Below are 23,000 nucleotides of genomic sequence, written 5' to 3'. Positions count from 1 at the left end.
GCCGCGGTGTCGTTGGCGGCGGTCGCGCGGATCATCAGCAGCGCGCATAGCCGTGTCCTGGAACCTTGCGGCGCAGGCGTTGTCGACGGCTGGAATGGACGACGGTCATCCCCCACGACTCCGCGAGTTCAGCCTCGTGGTCCGGCGGGATTCACCGCCCCTCGGACGCCACCGGTTCAGGCTTCCATCGGTGGTAGACCGGGAAGCACCTTCTCGAGCGTGATGGGGAAGTCGCGTACGCGCATGCCGGTCGCGTTGAAGACCGCGTTCCCGATGGCAGCGCCGGCCCCGCAGATGCCCAGCTCCCCGGCGCCTTTCGAGCCCAGGACGTTGGCCTTGTCGTCGTGCCCGTCCAGCACAGTGACGTCGAGGTCGGGGATGTCAGCCTGCACCGGCACCAGGTACTGCGCGAGGTCCCGGGTGGCGATGGCGCCGGTCCGGGGGTCCACGAAGGCCTCCTCCTGCAGGGCCGCTCCGAAACCCCAGATCATGCCGCCGAGCAGTTGCGATCGGACGGTCTTGGCGTTGAGGACCCGGCCCACTGAGAACACGCCCAGCATCCTGCGGAGCCGGATCTCGGCGGTGTCGGCGTCGACGCCCACCTCGGCGAAGTGGGCGCCGTAGGTGTGGATCGAGTAGTCCGTGTAGTTCGGCTCATCTGCCATGAGCGGGATCTCGCCCTCCGCCTCCACGCCGTCAGGGTGGTTGCGCGCGACGATCTCCCTCATCGGCTCGGACCTGCCTTCGACCCTCAGTTCGCCACCGGAGAACTGTGCCTCCGCCAGGTCCAGGCCGTACATGGGGGACCGGGCGTCGTCCTTCGCCGTCGACAGCAGTTTCTCGCGCAGGGCACGGCACGCGCGGTGGAGCGCGGTACTCGAATTGCAGGCGCCCCAAGAACCGCCGGACCCCCAGCTGGCGGGAAAGTCGGAGTGCCCCAGTTCGACTCGCACCTGATCCGGCGTCAGTCCGAGCGCCTCCGCTGCGACCTGGGTGAGGACCGTGTAGGTGCCGGTACCGAGGTCGGTCATGTCCGACTGCACCACGACGGTCCCGTCGGCCTCCATCCGCACGCGCACCGCTGTCGGCTGCTGGAAGTGTCCGCGGATGCCGGCCGCCATGCCGTAGCCGACCAGCCACCGGCCGTCACGGACACTGGCGGGCGTCGTAGGGCGACGCTCCCAGCCGAACCGGCGCGCTCCTTCGCGGAGGCACTCGACCAAGCGCCGTTCGCTGAAGGGCACATCCCGCTCGGGATCGACGGTGGGCTCGTTGCGGATCCGCAGCTCGACTGGGTCCATCCCCAGCTCATGGGCCAGCTCGTCCATCGCGGACTCGACCGCGAGCAGCCCCGGGGCTTCGCCGGGAGCGCGGACGTCCTCCCCCTGCGGCAGATCGAGCGGTGCCAGGCGGTGGGTCGTGGACCGGTTGGGCGCGGCGTAGAGGCTGCGGGTGGTGCCGGCCGTCGGCTCCCCGTATTCCATGTCGGGTCTGGTGTGCATGGTGACGTCGTGGGCGATCGCCGTCAGCCGCCCGTCGCGCGCCGCGCCCAGCCGGACCCGTTGGCTGGATGTGGGGCGCAGGCCGGTCAGGTGGAAGACCTGCTGCCGCGTGAGTGCCACCTTGACGGGCCGGTCCAGTGCGCGAGCGGCGAGCGCCGCCAAGACCGTCTCCGCATGGATGTTCAGCTTGGACCCGAACCCCCCGCCGATGTAGGGGGCGACGATGTGGATGCGCGCGGGGTCGATGTCGAGCGTGGCAGCGAGCGAGGCCTGCGCAGCGTCGACCACCTGGGAGCTGACGTAGACCGTCAGGTCCTCGCCCCGCGGCTCCACCAGACACGCGTGCGGCTCCATCGGCATGGACAGCTCGTAGGGCGTCGTGTAAACCTGATCGACTTTCACCGCTGAGGCCTCGAACGCCGCGTCGACGTCACCGACGGCGGTATCGGCAGGGATACCGGGGCCGACCAACGCCGGGGCGTACGCCTCGTCCATGTGAGTGCTGAAGTCGAATCGTCCTGGCTCGGCGGCGTATTCCACTTCGACCAGCTCGGCCGCCGCCCGGGCCTGCTCGAAGGTGGCGGCGACGACCAGCGCCACCGGCTCACCGTAGTGGTGGATCTCCGGCCCGGTCAGCGCGGGCTTGGCGCGCCAGTACTCCACCGCGATGGACTCGTCGCGGGGTCCCTGGGCCGCTGCATTGTGATGCGTCATCACCATGTGGTGGACACCGGGGGCGCTCTCGGCGTGGTCGGTGTCGATCCGCGCGATCCGGCCCTTGCCGATCGTGGCCCCGACGATGAATCCGTACAGCGGTGGTGTCTCCACCCAGTGCTCGTAGGCGTAGGTGGCGCGGCCGGCGACCTTCAGCGGGCCGTCGACGCGGTTCAGAGCCTGTCCGATCACATGCGTCTCCTCAGCCTGCCTGGGCCGCTTGCGCGAGTGTGCGCGACAGCGTGCGCTTGGCCAGTTCGATCTTGAAGTCGTTGTGCCCCTGGCCCACCGCGTCCTGCATGGCTGCCTCGGCTGCTGCGCGGTAGGTGGCCATTGTGGCGGGCCGGCCTGTCAGAGCGTCCTCCGCCTCAACGGATCGCCAGGGCTTGTGGGCCACGCCTCCGAAGGCCACTCGCGCCTGGCTGATCGTCCCTCCTTCGGTGGAGAGGACGGCCGCTACGGAGACCAACGCGAACTCGTACGACGCCCGGTCCCGCACCTTGCGGTAGATCTGCCGGCCCGGAGGGGGTGGAGGCAGGAGCACACCGGTGATCATTTCCCCGGGCCGCAGCACTGTCTCGATGTGCGGCGTATCGCCCGGCAGCCGGTGGAATTCCGTGACGGGCACGCGGCGTACCGCCTGCTCGGCATCGAGCAGTTCGATCTCCGCATCCAGTGCGGCCATCGCGACGGCCATGTCCGAGGGGTGCGTGGCGATGCAGGAGCTGCTGGCGCCGAGGATCGCGTGGATCCGGTTGAAACCTCCGATCGCCGCGCATCCGGCCTCGGGATCCCGCTTGTTGCAGCCCGCGGCAGTGTCGTAGAAGTAGGGGCAGCGAGTGCGCTGCAACAGGTTTCCGCCGGTGGAGGCCTTGTTGCGCAGCTGCCCCGACGCGCCGGCGACCAGCGCCTGCGACAGCACCGGGTAGCGGCTTCGCACGTGACTGTGGGCGGCAAGGTCGGAGTTCGCCGTCTGGGCTCCGATGCGCAGTCCGCCATCGGGGAGGTCCTCGATGTCCCGCAGCGGAAGCCTGCTGATGTCGACCAGATGCCCTGGCTTCTCAATTTCCAGCTTCATCAGGTCGAGGAGGTTGGTGCCGCCGCTGATGAACTTCGCACCGGTCTTGGACACTGCGTCGAGGGCGGTGTGCGCGGTCATCGCTCTCTCGTAGGTGAAGGACCTCATGCCGGACCTCCCTGCGCGGCGTCGCGGATGGCCGCGACGATGTTCGGATAGGCGGCGCACCGGCAGACGTTGCCGCTCATGCGCTCCCGAATCTCCTCGTCGCTCAACTCGATGCGTGATGACGCCACGTCAGCGGTCGCGTGGCTGGGCCATCCCGCCTCCACCTCTGAGAGCATGCCGACAGCCGAACAGATCTGGCCGGGCGTGCAATAGCCGCATTGGAAGCCGTCATGCTCAACGAATGCCCGCTGCATGGGGTGCAGGCCCTTGACCCCGTCCAAACCCTCGACCGTGACGATCTCGTCGCCCTCGTGCATCACGGCAAGCGTCAGACATGAACAGACGCGCCGACCGTTGATCAGCACCGTGCACGCGCCGCACTGTCCGTGATCGCAGCCCTTCTTCGTCCCGCCCAGTCGTAGATGCTCGCGGAGCGCGTCCAGCAGCGAGACCCGCGGGTCCAACTCAAGCTGCCGAACCTGACCGTTGACGCTCAACTTGATCGCCAAGCCCCTGTCCCCGTCGTCCTGAGCTCGCTCCGCGGCGTCCGTCCCTGAATCGCTCATCACAGCCCACCTTCCTCACCGATCATCGAATGAGCGCCCTGCCACGCCTGAGCCGCCACGCCGAGCGAGTCGCGATCCTGGTGTTCGGTCCGCGGGCGGTTGCTGACCGGCCTCCGCGGAGTCCTGACAGGAGTGCGGCTTCCGGAACAGCGGTGCGGCGGCGGGTGCTCGACCGGTCGGCCAGCACTGCCGTCCGAAGTCAGCTTTGGGCGTCCGGCCTGGGCCGGGAGTCAGGGCCATCGCCCTCGGGCGGTCCTGAACTCGACCGGAGTACCACCGGCCATCGCTTCCAGATGGCCACGTGCAGGATGACCGCCATGCCGATGCCATTCAGGGCGCTGTAGGACACCCAGCCATCCGGGTGCACACGTCCCCAGTTCACCGTGTCCGCGTACGCGTACAGGGCCCAATACATCAGTCCTGCCACGGCGATCGAGGTAGCCACCACCCCGGTACGGCCGGGTAGTGGACTCAGCTGCGTCCACGGCCAGCGGTCGAAAAGCATCGCCACGAGCAAGAGGGACGCGACGCCGCAGCCGCAGGCCGCGGTAACCCGCCCTACCGGCATGTCCAGAGCATGACGCAGCAGCAGGTACGAGGCCCAGGCACAGGCGATCACGGCCACATTGGCCACCGGAATGCGGACGGATTTACGCTTCACGCTCGTGAAAGGCCATCCGCGCAGGACCACGTAGAACACCAACTGCCAGGCGCCCAGGGCGGTGAGCCACGCGCCGTAGACCTCGGACGAAACGGGCCCACTGGGATCGCGGAGTCCGTTCTCCGCCTCCGTGTCGAGGTGTACCAGGAGCAGGTAGGCGCCGGCCCCGATGCCCCAGGCAACCGCGAGTGCCGCGACGCCCGAGGTGAGGCGGCCGAGCCGGCGGAAGGGCCAGCCTTCGCACACCAGCGTCAGCTGGAGGATCGCCGTGAACACCCCGGCAGCGACAGGCAAGGTGTGGGGGAAGGTCTCCACGTGCCCGGAACCCGGCTCCGGGTCGAACAGGGCGTGTGCGTCGGATCCGGCGACGACGGCCTGGCCGAGGAGAGTGAGAACGATCGCTGCCGGGATGGCGATCAGCGTGTCCGTCAGCCCGGACCAGCCCGCACGTAATGTGCTGCCGGGCCAGTCCTCCCACCAGAAGGCAATGGTCGCGATGACCGGAAGGCCGAAGGTGGTGAGCGGGGCCAGAACCTTGAGCGACGTCACCGGCCCACCGGCACCCAAGGCCAGCAAGAAGAACAGCGGCAGGAGAACGGCCAGCCCGGCGAGGCCGATCATGGGTTGCCCCCGCCCGGGAGCGGGAGCCGGCGCACCCATTCCTGGGGCCGGTGCGCTTACCGGGGGCCGACCTGGCAGCGGCGGAGTCCCGACGTAACCCCGGGCCCGCTCGCCGGTGGCTGACGAAGCCGTACTGGACGTGCCGTTCCCCGCGGAGGCCCCTCTCGACGCCCCAACGCCGTGCCGTCTCACGTCTCGCTCCGATCCCGAGGACGCAGCGACGACCCCGGACTCCCGGATACCGAGTCCCTTAGCAGTGAAAGCATCGTTTGACCGGGGGTGGTCGCGATTGGTCGGTTCAGCAACGTGAGGAGCTATAGCACGAATGCATCCGCGTCAGCCGGATTTGTTTGAGCTGGTGCGCCTTGTCCGCGTGGGTCCACTGTCTCGCTTACCAGGTCCAGCATCGAGAGCGTCAGGACTACCCCCCCCCCGCCCTCACTTGCAGCATTCCGGCCCGCTGGACTCCGGACGACAAGATCCCGAAGAGCTTCCGTCGGTGACCGTACGTAGCCGTCATCCGACGATTCACTCACCGCTGGCCGGAGGGCTTGCTAATGATTTGCTAACTGGGCTCCTGCGCACCCAGCGCAACAGGCCCCCAGATCCAGAATCTGAGGCCCACTCCCGAGACAAACGCGAGGTAAGCGACGCACGCGACCTTCACCAGCGTGCTTGCAACTGATTGGTCGTTCGCTTTGTCACTACCTCGCACTTTTCATGCTGGCTGTCACCGCTTCCATGCTTGTGTGACGCGAGCCCTCGACGGAGCAGAAGCCCCACTGTCGGCAGGATGAAGAGCCAACAAGCACTGAGGGTGAACAGCTGTCGGTTTCCAGCGGCGTTCGCAAACGCTGCACCGACGCCGCTTCCGAGCGAGGCCCCCAATAGCCCCACGCTGACTATGAGATCTCCAGCTCCGGGGGCGGCCTTCGCGTCTGCCATGGGCGAACTCCTCCGACGTGGCTTACCGCCCCCGGGCGCAGGCAGCCGCTCCGCCGAGAAGAGTGCACAGCAGGGCGTGGTAGCGGTCAGCCGCCCCTGTGGGGCGAAGATCCTGGGCCACCGTGTCCGTCTGTCGCGAGATCAGCCAGTCGGCGCTGGATGTGCCAGCAGCCTCCTCGCTCGGGAAGATGCTCGCTCGCTATAGAAGCCACACCGCCGCACCCTCGGCACAGTCACAGTCGCGACGTTAAGGCTCGTCCCGTGAGAGGTCTTTACAGTTCTGATGATCTTTGTTTGCGGTCGGTGTGACCACAGTGCCTGAGACATCCTGGAGAGGTCGCGTTCACGATTCTGAGCCCGAAGGTGTTTCAACAACCTGGTGGCCCAACTGTGCCGGGCGGGAGCCAGCCCGGGCCAGCGAGGACGTTCCGGGGCCCGGGCAGTGGTTGTCGTGGCGGGGTCAGGTCGTGCCCGCAGCGGGGGTCAACTCGGGCCGGTCGGTCGCGGAACGTCGTTGCGAGGTGGTGTCGCGGGTGCGCAGTTCTTCGTTGATGCGCTGGGCTTCTTCGAGTTGGTCTTCGAGGATGATGATGCGGCAGGCGGCTTCGATGGGGGTGCCGGCGTCGACGAGTTCTCGGGCGCGGGCGGCGATGCGTAGTTGGTAGCGGGAGTAGCGGCGGTGGCCGCCTGCGGAGCGCGGCGGGGTGATCAGTCGGTTCTCGCCGAGACTGCGGAGGAAGGCGGGGGTGGTGCCGAGCATGTCGGCGGCCCGGCCCATGGTGTAGGCGGGGTAGTCGTCGTCGTCGAACTTGTCGACGGGGTGGGAAGTGCGAGGGGGCATAGACCTCTTCTTTCGGGGGCGCGTCGGGGGGCCCGGGTGCCGTACTGGCACCCGGGCCCCGAGCTTTCAACACCATCTACCGGCTGACTGCGCCGGCCTTGTTGTTCCGCTGGTCCGCCTCGGAGGGCGGACGAGCGAGGATCGCGGCTGCGTGACCGAGGACCACCTTCCAATCCGGGGCCTGCGGTACCCGAGCGGTTTTTCGCTTCGCCCGGGCGATCCCGATGGCGTCTGCTCCTTACCTCGTTCGGTTACTCGGCTGTACTGCTGGATATCGCGGGTGTTGCATGCGACCCCTGGGGTCGCTCGGCCCGGCAGCCAGTGATGGGACCCACCCTTTCCGGCCCCGCCACTCCACTGCCGTTCCGCATCCTTCCTGACCTGCTTGCACGGCAGTTCATCTCTGCCGTGCCCTCTTCGACCTCTTGGCTACGAGGAAGACGTTAACCCCTGCACCCAACCATGTCTACTCTCGCCGTGATAGATTTTCTCCATGGGCAGTGATGGGATTTCTGCTCTATACGCACCCGGAAGAGTGGTGTCAGGGATTGAGGCCCGGCCCAGTGGGCACGAGCCGAACCCGGCGACACGACCGACCCAGGGGCGTGAGCGCATGAACGACACGACGACAATCAGCACGACAGCCCGCAGGCCCCCGTCGTCCTTGAAGACGACAGCCCTGTCGGCATCCCCCGCACCCGCCACGTCGCCCGTGCTTTCGCCGACAGCCTCAACCCGGCCCCGGCCCCCGGGACCGCGGAAACGCTGGCCCTGGTGGTCTCCGAACTCGCCACCAACGCCCTGCGCCACGGCGGCGGCCACTACACCCTCCACCTCAGCGCCACCGCCGACGCGGTGAACGTCGCCGTCAGCGACCTCAACCCGGCGCCGCCGCGCGAACGCACCCCGGCCTCAACGACGGCACCGGCGGCTTCGGATGGCACATGATCCGCCGCCTCACCGGCGACGTCACCATCACCCCCGGCCCCGGACAGGGCAAGACCATCCATGCCCGCCTTAGAGTTGATCTCAATTGACGATCATTGGGCTGTCGCCGTGATGGCGATGGTGGAGCGTCTGGTCCCGGACGGGTTGTGGGGGTTGTTCCAACGAGTGGTGCCCCCGGCGCCTGTCCGGCCGCAGGGCGGTGGCCGACGGCGCCACGGGGATCGGGAGGTGTTGGCCGCCATCGTGTTCGTGGCCACGACGGGCTGCACGTGGCAGCAAGTGCCGCCGGTCTTCGGCCCGTCCGGACCGACCGCGCACCGCCGCTTCACCGAGTGGAGTGCCGCGCGGGTATGGGGCAAGCTGCACCGACTCGTCCTGGACGCTCGGAGCACGCGGGAATCTGGACTGGTCGCGATGCGCGATCGACTCGGTGAACATGAGGGCGCTCAAAGGGGGGACCTGACGGGCCCGAATCCAGTGGATCGGGGCAAGAAAGGCTCAAAGATCCACTTGATCACCGAGCGGACCGGTCTGCCCCTATCAATCGGAATCTCCGCAGCGAACACCCACGACAGTCAGGGCCTGGAGCCCCTCGTCCGTGGTATCCCGCCGAGGACCGCGCCGACGCTGCCCCGCCAAGCTCCATGCGTACAAGGGTTACGACTACAATCGCCTGCGGAAATGGCTCCGCAGCCGGAACATCATCCCGCGCATCGCCCGCACGGGTATCGAGCCCTCGCAGCGGCTGGGACGCCACCGGTGGACCGTGGAGCGCACCGTGAGCTGGCTGTCCGGCTGTCGCCGCCTGCACCGCCGCTACGAACGCAAAGCCGAGCACTTCCTAGCCTTCGCTGGCATCGCCGCGGCCCTCATCTGCTACCGGCGACTCGCCAGATAGGGCGGTCAGTCGGCATCACAGCTCACCTTCCGAAGCCTGACGCTCGGGCCGACCTACCAGTCGGCCTTGTCCAGCACGACGGACAGCTCAGGGGCGATCACATCCGTTGTGGCCAAAGCCCCGATGTGGTCCTGACCCTCGACCTCGATCAGCTCGAACCCAGCCGCACGCAACTCGTCGGCGTGCGCACGGATATGGCGAGCGATAGCCGCGCCACCCACGAAGTCGTACATCCGGCAGCCCGGTTCGCAGTCCCGGCTGCCGTACCACAGGACCTTCGGCCCTGGCAGAGCGGCTAGAGCCGCACGGTCATCCCGGCTTCCCCACTCCCGGTACAGCAAACGGCCCAGGTGATGAACCGCCGCCTTGTCCTGCATCCCGGCCTGGATCAGGGCCGCCCTTGCCCCTTCCTCGAAACCCAGCCAGTAGTCGCAACTCGCCAGCAGCGGGAACCCTCCGACCACGAGCCCCCGCGCGCGGTCGCTCACCGGCGCCAGAAAGCCCGCCAGCGCGGCCATGCCCGAATAACCGGCGAGCACGAAGTCCCCCACCCCGGCCGCATCCGCCACGGCGTGCAGGTCGGCGACCTCCATCTCCAGGGGATAGTGGGTCCACGTCGACGGCTCCCACGGACCGCCCGCCTCGTCCTCGGCCTCCATCTCCCCCACGACCTGCCGGGGCTTGTACCGGACGACGCGATACCGATCGGCCAACGCAGCTCCCAGGGCTGCGAATTCTGCACGGAATCGAGCCGGGAAGACGATAGTCGGCGTCTCCTCGCCCCCGACGACGTCGTACCACAGCTTGTATCCATCGGCAGCAACGGCAACCGGCATCTAAGCGCTCCCATGATCGGCACGTCAGGCGATGAGCCTAGCCTCGACCGTCAGCACGCCGTTGGGTCGCGCAGGGAACTGCAGTGCCCCTGGCGTTGTCCACCGTCCAATACACCGCCAACGCGCCAATTGAGATGAGCTCCTAAGCGATGACCCCGCCCACGGCGGTCCTGCATCGGGGCCGGAGCCGTGGCGGACAGGGCGCCGAACGAAAGCCGGGCCGGGGTACTTTGCGGAACCTTTAACCGGGTGCAGGCGTTGGGACGGTAAGCGTGCGAGCGGCGTTCGCAACCGATGACTGAGACGAATATCGAGGTGACTCAATGCCAATGTGGGACCGGCTCAAGGATCAGGCCAGGACTCTGCAGCAGTCCCAGGGAGGACGAACCGGAGGGCGAAGCAGCGGTAGCGGCGCCGGAGGTGGCTCACGTGCGCAACTGGTCAGCGCGCTGAAGACGCAGCTCGGCTCCCTTAAGACTGAACTGAAGAGCGGCGCCTACCGGGACGCGAGCATGGCGATGTGTGCGCTGGTCGCGGCCGCGGACGGTCATGTGGACCCCGCCGAGCGGCAGCGCGTCGAGTCGATGATCCTCAGCAACGACGTCCTGCAGAACTTCCCGCCGGAACAGTTGCGGCAGCGCTTCAACAAGCACGTGGACCAGCTGACGCAGAACTTCGCGCAGGGCAAGGCTGATGCGATGCAGGAGATCGCCAAGGCCGCCAAGAAGCCGGCCGAAGCAAGGGCCGTGGTTCAGACCGGCATTGTCATCGCGGGTGCCGACGGCGACTTCTCCCCGGCCGAGCAGACGATCATCCGGGAAGCCTGCACAACACTGCAAGTGCCTCCAGCCGAGTTCCAGCTCTGACTTTCCCGGCTCGGGTCACGAAACGTATGAATCGACGATCGGTTACCGAAGCGGGCAAGATTCACCGCGCCTCAACGTGACCCGCTGCAGAGATAATCCCCAACTCGACCATTGGTGCTGACCCGCCAAGGGAGCGCGGGAAAAGATCAAGCGCGTGACAGATGTCGCGAACAAGCAAGGTTGATGACAACTATCTCGGCCAAACGGTGACAACCTGGTGATGATGGAGGAGGCAGGTGCGATCAGCCGCGGACCCGGGCCGCGTGATTGCCGCCCCAACGCAGGCGCAGCCGTGGCTCACCCCCCACGCGCCCGCAGGCATGTGCCGGGAGCAGCAACGCCTCGAGGCGGTATCGCAGGGATACCGCCTCGCAGCGCCGGTCGTCTTTGGTTGCCGGTGGTGAATCCGCGGCTGGCAGATCAGTTGGCGCCGGGACGTGTGCTGCGACCGGCGTGACCCGACCCCGTAGGTCCCGTTGCCCTGCTGCGCGCTGGAGCCCGGAGCACCGGGCCTTGGTGGATGCGTACGTATCGCGGATGGTGTCGGTCGGATTGCCTGGGGCCGGGAACCACGGGTGTACGTACTGCTCGGATGGAAGATCCGGTCCAGGTGGACGACGGTGTACGCCGGGCCAGGGCTCGCCATCCCGGCATCGGCGTCGGCGTGCACCTGCACAACCGGAACGGGTTCGCGCCCGCCAACGCGCTCGCCGAACTCGCGAGCGGGGCCGACTGGTTGGAGAGCGCGACCGCCGGCCTCGGCGGCGACCTGTGGTTCCCCGGAGACCGGACCGTCCTGGTCAACATGGCCACCGAGGACCTCGTCCACCTGCTCGACAGCGTCGGCATCGCCACCGGCGTCGACCTGACCCGGCTTCGGACGGCGATGCGGCTGGTGACGGAGACGACCAGCTGACCGCCGACCTCGTTCGTCGCCCGCGGCGGCACCCGCCATGACGTTGCGACCGCCGAGTGGCCGGCGCCCTGACCTCGTCACAGGCCGGTCCCGTATCGGTGTCACCGGGACGTCCGGGCTGGTCCGGAACTCGCAAGGTGCCAACCCCGAGACTGCTCCGGCGCGCGCTCTGTGCCCGTGGGCCTATCAGTTGGGGCCGGACGAGAGAGGCTAACCGAGTCCGCGCTTCGGGCTCCGAGACAGGGGACAAACCTGCCGTGGGGTTCGTTCACCCGCTGCTTCAGCAGGCCGGCAGGGCGTGGGTCCACCGGTCTGCACGCTGCTCGATGTGTTCGGCACCGTTGCGCCGGACATCGCCATGGCCTTCCGCCCGGAGGCGTTCTCGTCGGCAGGCATCAGAGCCCGCCACCGAGCATCGGGCGGTCACTGCTGCATCCTCGGGTCCTGGGTGGGGTCGGCATACATGCGCGGGCAACCACCGTCGATCGCTTTGGTGCGCAGTTCGTAGTGCCAGGGTTCGTTCCTGTAGATCTGGCACAGTCCGTACTCGGCTCCGTGCTGGGACAGCCACGCCGCGGCTTTCGAGCGCCCGATGTCGATCGCGTCCCCCGACACGTGAGGAGACGTGTCCGCTGTGGCAACCCATCGGGCAGCTTCCTCCTCCGAGCCGTACTTCAAAACCGCCTCGCGAAGAATCTGATTCTGACGCTCGGGGGAACGCCAGCCGCTGTTGACGTGGAACTCGACGCCGTCGTCAGCGGCATCCGCCGCCGCTTCGCGCAGGGCCCGGAGCAGATCGGGGTCGAGGTTGGCCACGCCGGCATCCCCGTCGTCAAACCCAGTCACGCCCTCAGGGGCGGCGTCGTCAGCCGCGCCCAGTGCACCCTTGCGGTCTGCACGCTTGTGGTCGCCGTGCGGAGTGCCGACGGGCGGCGATGCGGACGAGGATGGTGATGCGGTCGGGGAGGACGAGGACTCCCGCACCTGGTAGCCGAGTGCTGCGGTGATCACCGCTACGACGGCTATCAGGCCGACCACAAGGAGCCGACGAATCCGGCGGGGCGCTGTTCGTGCTGCTGGTGAGGTTCGAGCCATACCACCAGTCAAGGCAGCGCGGCGTTGCCGGCACGTATGTGGTTTTCGATACGGGGACGATATGCGCCGCCTCGTAGCATTCGGAGCATGCGTGTACTGATTGTCGAGGACGAGCCCTACCTGGCAGAAGCCATCCGCGATGGCCTGCGCCTGGAAGCGATCGCCGCCGACATCGCCGGTGACGGCGGCACCGCTCTGGAACTGCTGAACATCAACACCTACGACATCGCCGTCCTCGACCGCGACATTCCCCCTCCCCTCCGGTGACGAGATCGCCAAACGCATCGTCGCCTCCGGCAGCGACATGCCCATCCTCATGCTCACCGCGGCCGACCGTCTCGACGACAAGGCCTCCGGGTTCGAACTCGGCATTGACGACTACCTCACCAAGCCCTTCGAACCGGCGGGTTGGGTCGGGGCCCAGGGCCGGTGCCAGGGGGTGTCTTCGGGGAAGTCGCCCGGCAGCTGTTCGAGCGCGTGCAGCAGGCCCTGGTGGCTGCTGGTGGTGGGGAATACTTCACCGGCGGGGTGATCACCTCTCCGTCCGCCAGCACCCACGAGATCGGCGTGCGGTAGCTCAGAACGGTGTAGGTGATCTGCGCGTCGCACCACGCGTCGAGGCAGGCAGCGCGATAGGGCTCCGGGAGCCGTCCGGTGTCGAAGACTCCGCCGTCGATCGCGCGGAACGCCCCGTGCGTGGCGAAGGGTTGATGCGCGGCCAGCGACCGCGGCACTGCCCAGGAATGCGTTGCTAAAGGCTGTCCCGTAAGTGATCTCTGCTGTCGTTGAGCCCAACGAGCTCGGTGCCGAAAACCGCATGACATCGCCTGTCAGGCGTATAGATCATGGGTGGATGGCGCGACTCCATGACATCGTCTTCGACTGCGCTCACCCCGCGGCAACGGCCCGCTTCTGGGTGGCAGCCCTCGATGGCTATGCCGTCGCGCCCTACGACGATGCGGAACTCGCACGCCTGCGCTCCGTGGGGATCACCAGCACCGAAGACGATCCCACTGTGCTCGTTGAGTGCGCAGACGGAGGACCTCGTCTGTGGTTTCAACTCGTGCCAGAGGCCAAGCGCGTGAAGAATCGCGTGCACCTGGACCTGCAAGCTGGATCCAGGAGCGGAGATCCAACGCCTCACCGCGCTCGGCGCGACCGTTCAAGCCAACGGTCCATAGGTGGGCGCCCCCGTGAGCAAGAGCCGGACCGCTGTGGCTCGGCGGACCGCAATTGATCGATCGCGGCGCGCCGGACGCCCTGTCCGCCGGAGCTGTTCGCTCATGCGCTCACGGTGTGGGTGTCGTTGCCGGTCGACGGATTGAGTTGGGGGTCACCGTTGTACGTGGCGGAGATGGCATGCGTCCCAATGGCGAGCCCCCTGTCGGTGACTGTGGCGACGCCGTTGACCAGTGCCGCCGTCAACGTGCCTCCGCCGCCGCCTCCGATGGTGAAGGTGACGGTCCCGGTCGGGGTTCCCGTTGCGGGAGGCGTGGGCGACACCGTGGCGGTGAAGGTGATGACTCGGCCGGGAAGAGAGGGGTCGGGCGACGAGACGACGGTGGTGGTCGTCGAGCCACGGTTGACGGTCTGGGTATCCGTGCCGTTGGACGTGGCGAAGTTGAGTGCTCCGCCGTAGGTTGCCGTGATCGTATGCGGGCCGGCGCTCAGACCGCTGGTGGTGGTTGTGGCGACGCCGTTGACGAGAGGTGCTGTGACCGGCGTTGTGCCGTCGAAGAGGAACGTCACCGTGCCCGTAGGGGTGCCTGCTTCCGGCAGGTTCGCGGCGACCGTGGCGGTAACCGTGACTGTCTGCCCGTAGGTGGACGGGTCGGGGGCGGAGTTGACGGTGGTCGTGGTCGGCGCCCGGTCGACGGTGTGGGCGTCGCTCCCGGTGGACGGCGTGAAGTTGCTGTCCCCCGCGTACGTCGCTGTGGCGGCGTAGTTGCCGACGGGGAGTGTGCCGGCGTTGACCGTGGCGACACCCGTCCCGTCAAGGGTTCCGGTGAGGGTGGGGCCTCCGGTGATGCTGAAGGTGACGGTGCCCGTCGGGGTTCCGGCACCCGGGGCCAGCGGGGTGACGGTGGCGGTGAAGGTGACGGTTTGGCCGAAGGTGGACGGGTCGGGGGCCGAGTTGAGGGTGGTCGTGGTCGCCGCCTTATTGACGGTGTGGGTGTCGCCGCCGGTGGACGGCGTGAAGTTCCCGTCGCCGCTGTAGCTGCCGGTAGTCGAATGGCTGCCTGTCGGCAGGGAGTTGAGGGTCAGTCGGGCCGTGCCGTCGATTTCCACGGGCACGGTGGTGGTGCCGCCCCCGTCAATGGTGAAGGTGACCGTGCCGGTCGGCATTCCCGCGCCTGGGACGTCCGGGACCACGACCGCGGTGAACGTCACCGGTTGGCCGAACACAGTCGGATCGGGGCTGGAGTTGACGGAGGTCGTCGTATCCGCCGGGTTGACTGTGTGGGTGTCCGAGCCGGTCGACGTGTTGAAGCTCGGGTCTCCCGCACCGTTGTAGGTGGCCGCGATGGTGTGGGCGCCGGCGGGGAGCGCGCTGGTGCCGACAGTCGCGGTGCCGGTGCCGTCGAGGGCGCCCGTGAGGGTGGTGGTTCCGTTGATAGTGAAGGTGACCGTGCCGGTCGGGGTTCCGGCGCCTGGTGCGACGGGCGCGACGGTCGCGGTAAAGGTCGCCGTCTGCCCGAACACCGTCGGGTCGGGCGATGACGCGACCGAGGTGGTCGTGTCGGCCGGGATGACGGTGTGGGTGTCGGCGCCGGTCGAAGCCGAGTAGTTGGTGTCGCCGCCGTAGGCCACCGTGGCGGCGTGCGTCGCGACACCCAGGGTGTCCAGGGTGAGTTGAGCAGTGCCGGACGCGTCCAGCGGCCGGCTGAAGGTGCCTCCGCCGGTTCCGGCGACGGTAAAGGTGACGGTCCCGGTCGGTACGGGCCCGGCTTGGGTCGGGATCACGGTCGCGGTGAAGGTGACCGGCTGCCCGAAGACGGACGGATCAGGACCGGACGTGAGCGTGGTCGTGTTGGACGGCTCCACCTCGACGCTGTGGGTGTCCGTGCCGGTCGAGGAGAGGTTGTCGGTGTCGCCGTTGTAGGTGGCGGTGATGGCGTGAGAGCCCAATTCGAGCGTGCTGATGGCCAGTTGGGCGGTGCCCGTGGCGTCGAGGGCCTCGGTGAAGGTACCGCCGCCGGTCCCGGCGATGGCGAAGGTGACAGTGCCTGTGGGCGTCCCGGCACCCGGAGCGACGGGCGTGACGGTGGCGCTCACGGTGACCGGCGCACCGAGCGCGGACGGATCCGGAGTACTGGAGACCGCAGTCGTGGTCGATGCCCGGTTGACAGTGTGTGCGCCACTGCCGGTGGAGGGCTCGTAGCCGGAGTCGCCGCTGTAGCTGACGGAGACCGAATAGATGTCCGCCGGTAGGGAGTTGAGCGTGAGTTGGGCGGTGCCGTCGGCGTTCAGCGGCACGGTGGTCGTACCTCCGCTCGCGCTGAGGACGAAGGTGACGGTGCCGGCCGGGGTGCCCGCCCCTGGTGCGACTGGTGTGACGGTCGCGGTGAAGGTGACCGGCTGCCCGAAGACGGACGGGGCGGGAGCGGAGTTGACGGTGGTGGTGGTCAAGGCAGGGTTGACGGTGTGGGTGTCGGTGCCGGTGGAGGTGTTGAAGCTCGGGTCTCCCGCGCCGTTGTAGGTCGCCTCGATGGTGTGACTGCCGGCAGGGAGCGCGCTGGTGCCGACGGTGGCAGTGCCGGTGGCGTCGAGGGTTCCGGTGAGGGTGGTGGTTCCGTCGACGGTGAAGGTGACCGTGCCGGCCGGTGTTCCGGCACCCGGCGGCACCGGGGTGACGGTCGCGGTGAAGGTCGCCGTCTGCCCGAACACCGTCGGGTCAGGCGATGACGCGACGGAGGTGGTCGTGTCGGCCGGGATGACGGTGTGGGTGTCGGCGCCGGAGGACGGGGCGAAGTTGGCGTCGCCGTTGTAGACAGCGGTCTCGCTGTAGGTCCCCACGGCGAGGGCGTCCGAGGTGAAGGTGGCGACGCCGGTCGCGTCCAGCGGGACGGTGATGGTTCCGCCGCCGCTTTCGGTGAAGGTGACCGTGCCCGTGGCGATTCCGGCTCCGGGCGCGACGGGGGCCACGACGGCGGTGAAGGTGACCAGCTGCCCGACCACAGAGGGATCCGGCGTCGACGTCACCGTCGTCGTGGTCGCGGCCCGATTGACGACCTGGGTGTCGCTGCCGCTGGAGGGAAGGTGGTTGGCGTCGCCGTTGTAGGTGGCGGTCGCCGCGTACGACCCGGGCTCGAGGGCCGGGATGATGTCCGAGGCGACGCCCTGAGAGTCGAGGGGCAGCGTCGCCGACACACCTCTGTTGTCGGTGACGGTGACGGTCCCGGTCGGCACGCCCGCTCCAGGCGCGATGGGTGTGACCGTGACGGTAAAGGTGACGTCCTCACCGAAGACGGACGGGTCGGGAGTGGAGGCGAGCACGGTCATGGTCGCCACCGGGTTGACCGTGTGGGTGTCCGTCCCGGTGGATGTGCTGAAGTTGGCGTCGCCGTTGTAGGTGGCGGTGATCGTGTAGGTGCCGGCGGGGAGTGTGCTGAGGCTGACGACCGCGATGCCGGACGCGTCGAGGCTCGCCGTCAGAGTGGGGCCACCGCTGATGGAGAAGGTGACGGTGCCGGTGGGTGGCCCGGCCCCCGGTGAGAGCGGGGCACTCACTGCGGCGAAGACGACGGTCTGGCCGAAGACCGTGGGGTCCGGGGTGCTGACGACCGTGGTCTGTGTCGGCGCCTGTGCGACGGTGTGGGTGCCGGTGCCGGTGGACGTACTGAAGTTGGCGTCGCCGTTGTACGTGGCGGTCACCGAATGTCCGCCCGCCGCCAGGGAGTTGAGGCTGAGGCGAGCGATGCCGTCGGGGTCCACTCCGACGGTGGTGGTGGCACCGCCGTCGATGGTGAAGGTGACCGTGCCCGCGGGTGTGGCGGTTGCGGGGGCAACGGGGACGACCGTGGCCGTGAAGGTGACGTCCTGTCCGTAGACCGAGGGGTCGGGCGTTGAGTTGACGGTGGTGGTGGTCGAGGCGATGTCGACGGTGTGGCTGTCGGCACCGGTCGAGGCGGCGTAGTTGCCGTCCCCGATGTAGGCGGCTTGGACCGTGTGGCTGCCGACGGCGAGTGTGCTGGTGCTGATGGTCGTGGTGCCGGTGGCGTCGAGGGTTCCGGTGAACGCGCCTCCGCCGGGGCCGTCGATGGTGAAGGTGACGATGCCGGCCGGGGTTCCGGCACCCGGTGCGACGGGCGCGACGGTCGCGGTGAAGGTGGCCGTCTGCCCGAACACCGTCGGATCGGGTGATGAGACCACGGACGTGGTCGTGGCCGCGGCGTCGACCGTGTGCGTGTCGGCGCCGGACGAAGCCGAGTAGTTGGTGTCACCGCCGTAGGTGGCGGTTGCGGCGTGGGTGGTGACACCCAGGCTGTCCAGAGTGAGTTGGGCGGCGCCGGACGCGTCCAGCGGCTGGGTGAAGGTGCCTCCGCCGGTACCCGCAATGGTGAACGTGACAGTCCCGGTCGGTACGGGCCCGGGCTGTGCGGGGGTCACGGTCGCGGTGAAGGTGACCGGCTGCCCGAAGACGGACGGATCAGGACCGGACGTGAGCGTGGTCGTATTGGACGGCTCCACCTCGACGGTGTGCGTGTCCGTGCCCGTGGCAACGGCGTAGTCGGGAGCACCGTCGTAAGTGGCGGTGATGGTGTGGGAGCCCAAGGCGAGCGTGCTGACGGCCAGTTGGGCGGTGCCGGTGGCGTCGAGGGCCTCGGTGAAGGTACCGCCGCCGGTCCCGGTGATGGTGAAGGTGACCGTGCCCGTCGGGGTCCCCGCTCCGGGGACGACCGGTGAGACCGTCGCGCTGACGGTGACGGGCTCGCCGAACGTGGAAGGGTCGGGTGAGGAGGTCACCGTGACGGTCGTCGTCGCGACCTGGACGGTCTGCGAGTCGGTGCCGGTCGACGGGGTGTGCCCGGCGTCGCCGTTGTAGGTGGCGGTGACCGAATAGGTGTCCGCCGGCAGGAAGTTGAGGCTGAGCTGGGCGCTGCCGTCGGGGTTCAGCGGGACGGTGGTCGTACCCCCGCCGCCACTGAGAGCGAAGGTGACGGTGCCAGTGGGTGTTCCGTCACCGGGAGGGACGGTCGTCACCAGCGCCGTGACGGTGACAGGTTGCCCGAAGACCGACGGATCCGGGCCGGAGTTGACGACGGTTTCGGTGTCCGCCGGATCGACGGTGTGGGTGTCGCTGCCGCCGGAGGCAAGGTGGCCGATGTCGCCGCTGTAGGTGGCCTGGACCGTGTGACTGCCGGCAGGGAGCGTGCTGGTGCTGACGGTCGCGGTGCCGGTGCCGTCGAGGGTTCCGGTGAGGGTGGTCGTTCCGTCGACGGTGAAGGTGACCGTGCCGGTCGGGATCCCCGCACCCGGTGGTACAGGCGTGACGGTCGCGGTGAAGGTGGCGGCCTGGCCGAACACCGTCGGATCAGGGCTGGAGTTGACGGTGGTGGTCGTGGCTGCGGGTTCGATGGTGTGGGTGTCGGCGCCGGTGGAGGGCGCGAAGTTGCTGTCGCCGTTGTAAGTGGCGGTGGCGGCGTACGCCCCGGGCGGGAACGCGGGGAGGATGCCGGTGGCGACACCGCCGGAGTCGAGAGGCAGCGTGACCGACGCGCCTCCGCTGTCCGTGATGGTGACGGTGCCGGTGGGGACTCCCGCCCCCGGCGCGATGGGTGTGACCGCGGCGGTGAAGGTGACGTCCTGACCGAAGACGGACGGGTCGGGAGTGGAGACAAGCACCGTGCTCGTCGAAGCACGGTTGACGACGTGCGTGTCGGCGCCGGTGGACGGCGCGAAGTTGCTGTCGCCGTCGTAGGTGGCGGTGGCGGCGTACGACCCGGCGGGGAAGCCGGGGAGGACACCCCTCGCGACGCCATCGGCGTCCAGGGGCAAGGTGACGATGTCGCCCTCGCTGCCGGAGATGGTGACGGTCCCGGTGGGCACGCCCACTCCGGCGGCGACGGGTGTGACGGTGACGGTGAAGGCGACCTGCTGCCCGAAGACGGACGGATCGGGGGTGGAGACAAGCACCGTGGTCGTCGAAGCACGGTTGACCGTGTGGGTTTCGGTCGCCTCGGACGGGGAGTGGCTGATGTCCCCGTTGTAGGTGGCGGTGACGGCGTGGCTGCCGGCGGGGAGTGCGCTCGTGCTGACCGAGGCGACACCGTTCGTGTCGAGGCTTCCCACCAACGTGGGTCCGTCGCTGATGACGAAGGTGACGGTCCCGGTCGGCACTCCCGCGCCAGGAGCGACCGTGGCCACTACGGCGGAGAAGAAGGCCGTTTGACCGGACACCGTCGGATCCGGGTCCGATGTCGCCACCGTGACGGTCGCCGCCGGATCGACCGTATGGGTCGCCGTGCCCGACGAACTCGCGAAGTTCCCGTCGCCGTTGTAGGTGGCCGTCACCGAATGCGAGCCGACCGTCAGCGAGTTGGCCTGCATAGCCGCTGTGCCGTCGGCTTCGAGCTGCGCCGTGACGACACCGGCTCCGTCGAGGACGAAGGTGACCGTGCCGGTGGGCACTCCCGCGCCTGGGACGTCCGGGACCACGACCGCGGTGAAGGTCACCGGCTGCCCGAAGACAGAGGGGTCGGGCGTGGAGTTGACGGTGGTGGTGGTCAAGGCAGGGTTGACGGTGTGGGTGCCGGTGCCGGAGGAGGTGTTGAAGCTGGGGTCGCCCGCACCGTTGTAGGTCGCCTCGACGGCGTGATTGCCGGCCGGGAGTGCGCTGGTGCTGACGGTGGCGGTCCCACTGGCGTCGAGGGTTCCGGTGAGCGTGGTGGTTCCGTCGATGGTGAAGGTGACCGTGCCGGTCGGGGTTCCGGCGCCTGGTGCGACGGGCGCGACGGTCGCGGTGAAGCTGGCCGTCTGCCCGAACACCGTCGGGTCGGGCGATGACGCGACGGAGGTGGTCGTGTCGGCCGGGATGACGGTGTGGGTGTCTGCGCCGGTCGAAGCCGAGTAGTTGCTGTCGCCGCCGTAGGTGGCGGTTGCGGCGTGTGTGGTGACACCCAGGGTGTCCAGGGTGAGTTGAGCGGCGCCGGACGCGTCCAGCGGCCGGCTGAAGGTGCCTCCGCCGGTTCCGGCGACGGTAAAGGTGACGGTCCCGGTCGGTACGGGCCCGGGCTGTGCGGGGGTCACGGTCGCGGTGAAGGTGACCGGCTGCCCGAAGACGGACGGATCGGGACCGGACGTGAGCGTGGTCGTGTTCGAGGGCTCCACCTCGACCGTGTGAGGGTCCGTCGCGGCAGAGGTGACGAAATCGGTGTCGCCGTCGTAGGTGGCGGTGATGGTGTGAGAGCCCAATTCGAGCGTGCTGATGGCCAGTTGGGCGGTGCCCGTGGCGTCGAGGGCCTCGGTGAAGGTGCCTCCCCCACCGCCGTCGATGGTGAACGTGACCGTGCCTGAGGGGGTGCCCGCCCCCGGCGGGATCGGCGAGACCGTGGCAGTGACGGTGACGGTCTGTCCCACCGCGGACGGATCGGGTGCGGAGGTGACGTTCGTGGTGGTGGCCGCGGGGTCGACGGTGTGGGTGTCGCTGCCGGTCGAGCCGCTGAAGTCGGAGTCGCCGTTGTAGGTGGCGGTGACCGAATAGGTGTCCGCCGGCAGGAAGTTGAGGGTGAGCTGAGCGTTGCCTTCGGCGTCCAGAGGCACAGTCGTCGTCCCCCCGCTCCCGCTGAGAGCAAAGGTGACGGTGCCGGTGGGTGTTCCGGCACCCGGCCCGACCGGCACGACCGCGGCGGTGAAGGTGATCGGCTGCCCGAAGACCGACGGATCCGGGGTGGAGGCGACGGAGGTGGTGGTCGCCGCCTGGTCGACCGTAAGGGTGTCAGTGCCCGTGGAGGCGTTGAAGCGGGGATCGCCTGTGCCTGCGTATGTGGCCGCAACGGTGTGCACGCCCGGAGTCAGGGTGCCGATGCTGACGGTCGCGAGGCCGTCGACGAGCGTTCCGGTGAGAGTGGTGGTGCCGTCGACGGTGAAGGTGACCGTGCCGGCCGGAGTACCCGCACCCGGTGCGACGGCGGCCACCGCAGCGGTGAGACTGACCGCCTGCCCGGACACCGAGGGGTCCGGTGAGGAGGTGACCGTCGTGGTCGTGTCAGCGGGAGTCACGACGTGGGTGTCGCTGCCCGCGGAGGGGGCGAAGTCGGCGTCGCCGCTGTAAGTGGCCGTGCCGCTGTAGGTCCCAGGGGTGAGGGCGTCCGTGGTGAGCGTGGCGACGCCGGACGCGTCCAGCGGGACGATGGCGGTGCCGCCACCGCTCTCGGTGAAGGTGACGGAACCGGTCGGTGTACCCGCACCGGGCGGCAGCGCCGTGACGGTGGCGGTGAAGGCGACCTCCTGCCCGAACACCGACGGGTCGGGAAGGGAGGCAGCAACAGTGGTCGTCGGCGCCCGGTCGACGGTCTGGGTGTCGGATCCCGTGGACGGATTGAAGTCGCTGTCGCCGCCATAGGTGGCGGTGATGGTGTAACTCCCAGCGTGGAGCCCACTGTTGGTGACGCGCGCCACACCGTTGGAGTCGAGGGCCGCCGTGACCGGGTCGCCGCCGAGGTCGAAGGTGACCGTGCCTGTCGGGACTCCCGTCGCCGGAGCCACCGCAGTGACCACCGCGGTGAAGGAGACCGCTTGCCCGTAGACGGACGGATCGGGCGAGGAGGTGACCGTCGTCGTTGTCGAAGCGCCGTTGACGGTGTGGGTACCGGTGCCGGTGGAGGGGGCGAAGTCGGCACTGCCCTGGTAAGCGGCGGTGACGATGTGCGGCCCCGCGGAGAGCGCGCTGGTGGCGACGATGGCCACACCATTCATCAGCGTGCCGGTGAGTACGGGGCCGCTGTCGACGGTGAAGACGACATCGCCCGTCGGTACTCCCGCGCCCGGTGGAACCGCGGTGACGGTGGCGGTGAAAGTGACTTCCTGCCCCGGCACAGAAGGATCGGGCGAGGAGTCCACTGCCGTGGCGGTGTCCGCCCGGTTGACGGTGTGGGTGTCGGTGCCGGTGGAGGAGGCGAAGGCGGCGTCGCCGTTGTAAGTGGCGGTGATGCCGTGGTTCCCGCTGCCGAGCGTGCCCACGCTGACGCTCGCGACGCCGGACGCGTTGAGCGGGGCGGTGAACGCGCCCCCGCCGGCGCCATCAACGGTGAACGTGACCGTGCCGGTCGGCGTCCCCGAACCCGGCGTCACCGCAGCCACCGTGGCACTCAACGAGACCGGCTGCCCGAACACCGACGGATCAGGGACGGACGTCACGACGGTGTTCGTCTGCTTCTGCGTCGGCGTCACCGTATGAGTGCCT

At 68.6% G+C, this 23,000-nt stretch carries 12 protein-coding genes and 3 pseudogenes; 7 read left to right on the top strand and 8 right to left on the bottom strand.

Translation table 11 applies throughout. The features are described from left to right. Window positions 1-176: 176 nt before the first annotated feature. The 5 genes from G4Z16_RS32070 to G4Z16_RS32050 all read right to left on the bottom strand — a co-directional run bounded on the left by G4Z16_RS32070 (window position 177) and on the right by G4Z16_RS32050 (window position 7,036). The gene (locus tag G4Z16_RS32070; protein WP_197354042.1) at window positions 177-2,408 is read right to left on the bottom strand and encodes a xanthine dehydrogenase family protein molybdopterin-binding subunit; all 2,232 of its coding nucleotides are present in this window, start codon (window positions 2,406-2,408) and stop codon (window positions 177-179) included. A 10-nt stretch (window positions 2,409-2,418) separates the two neighbouring features. Next, complete coding sequence (locus G4Z16_RS32065) at window positions 2,419-3,402, bottom strand: FAD binding domain-containing protein (protein ID WP_197354041.1); 984 nt, start codon at window positions 3,400-3,402, stop codon at window positions 2,419-2,421. Then, window positions 3,399-3,968 (bottom strand): 2Fe-2S iron-sulfur cluster-binding protein, encoded by a 570-nt coding sequence (locus G4Z16_RS32060; RefSeq protein ID WP_197354040.1) that lies wholly within the window; start codon window positions 3,966-3,968, stop codon window positions 3,399-3,401. The genes G4Z16_RS32065 and G4Z16_RS32060 overlap by 4 nt, the downstream gene beginning before the upstream one ends. A gap of 199 nt (window positions 3,969-4,167) precedes the next feature. Then, window positions 4,168-5,250, bottom strand: coding sequence for a hypothetical protein (locus G4Z16_RS32055; RefSeq protein ID WP_197354039.1), 1,083 nt, complete (start codon window positions 5,248-5,250; stop codon window positions 4,168-4,170). 1,405 nt (window positions 5,251-6,655) lie between these two features. Beyond that, complete coding sequence (locus G4Z16_RS32050) at window positions 6,656-7,036, bottom strand: MerR family transcriptional regulator (protein WP_197354038.1); 381 nt, start codon at window positions 7,034-7,036, stop codon at window positions 6,656-6,658. 687 nt (window positions 7,037-7,723) lie between these two features. On the opposite strand from G4Z16_RS32050, the gene G4Z16_RS32045 reads away from it, so the two are divergent. The 3 genes and pseudogenes from G4Z16_RS32045 (at window position 7,724) to G4Z16_RS33400 (ending at window position 8,882) form a co-directional block, all read left to right on the top strand. Beyond that, window positions 7,724-7,984 carry an ATP-binding protein gene (locus G4Z16_RS32045; protein ID WP_343070949.1) on the top strand — a complete coding sequence of 87 codons (261 nt, stop codon included), beginning with the start codon at window positions 7,724-7,726 and terminating at the stop codon, window positions 7,982-7,984. Between the two features lie 60 nt (window positions 7,985-8,044). Then, window positions 8,045-8,539: pseudogene (locus G4Z16_RS33405) on the top strand (transposase); the annotation flags it as partial. 43 nt (window positions 8,540-8,582) lie between these two features. Next, window positions 8,583-8,882: a transposase gene (locus G4Z16_RS33400; protein WP_425508140.1), complete on the top strand. Its 300-nt coding sequence runs from the start codon at window positions 8,583-8,585 to the stop codon at window positions 8,880-8,882. 53 nt (window positions 8,883-8,935) lie between these two features. Here G4Z16_RS33400 and G4Z16_RS32035 read toward each other — a convergent pair whose 3' ends face one another. Next, window positions 8,936-9,595, bottom strand: a complete 660-nt coding sequence (locus tag G4Z16_RS32035; RefSeq protein WP_197354036.1) for an alpha/beta fold hydrolase — start codon at window positions 9,593-9,595, stop codon at window positions 8,936-8,938. A gap of 446 nt (window positions 9,596-10,041) precedes the next feature. Between G4Z16_RS32035 and G4Z16_RS32030 the strand changes: the two genes are divergently transcribed. Together G4Z16_RS32030 and G4Z16_RS32025 are read left to right on the top strand one after the other, a co-directional pair. Further along, on the top strand, window positions 10,042-10,584 hold the full coding sequence (locus G4Z16_RS32030) for a tellurite resistance TerB family protein (RefSeq protein ID WP_197354035.1): 543 nt from the start codon (window positions 10,042-10,044) through the stop codon (window positions 10,582-10,584). A gap of 592 nt (window positions 10,585-11,176) precedes the next feature. Continuing rightward, window positions 11,177-11,500 carry a beta/alpha barrel domain-containing protein gene (locus tag G4Z16_RS32025; protein WP_197354034.1) on the top strand — a complete coding sequence of 108 codons (324 nt, stop codon included), beginning with the start codon at window positions 11,177-11,179 and terminating at the stop codon, window positions 11,498-11,500. 423 nt (window positions 11,501-11,923) lie between these two features. Here the strand turns inward: G4Z16_RS32025 and G4Z16_RS32020 are convergent, their stop codons facing one another. Continuing rightward, window positions 11,924-12,595 (bottom strand): M15 family metallopeptidase, encoded by a 672-nt coding sequence (locus G4Z16_RS32020; protein ID WP_197354033.1) that lies wholly within the window; start codon window positions 12,593-12,595, stop codon window positions 11,924-11,926. A gap of 87 nt (window positions 12,596-12,682) precedes the next feature. Between G4Z16_RS32020 and G4Z16_RS32015 the strand changes: the two are divergent. Beyond that, a pseudogene (locus G4Z16_RS32015) lies at window positions 12,683-12,995 on the top strand (response regulator); the annotation flags it as partial. Window positions 12,996-13,448: 453 nt separating this feature from the next. Then, window positions 13,449-13,776: pseudogene (locus G4Z16_RS32010) on the top strand (VOC family protein). A 100-nt stretch (window positions 13,777-13,876) separates the two neighbouring features. Here the strand turns inward: G4Z16_RS32010 and G4Z16_RS32855 are convergent. Further along, entirely contained in the window at window positions 13,877-22,987 is a 9,111-nt protein-coding gene (locus tag G4Z16_RS32855) for an Ig-like domain-containing protein (protein WP_246531409.1), read from the bottom strand. Between the last annotated feature and the right edge of the window lie 13 nt (window positions 22,988-23,000).

Origin of the sequence: Streptomyces bathyalis, assembly GCF_015910445.1 — a bacterium.
Lineage (GTDB): Bacteria > Actinomycetota > Actinomycetes > Streptomycetales > Streptomycetaceae > Streptomyces > Streptomyces bathyalis.
Note: the sequence above shows the minus strand (reverse complement) of the source record. Positions and strands in the feature narration are given on the sequence as shown.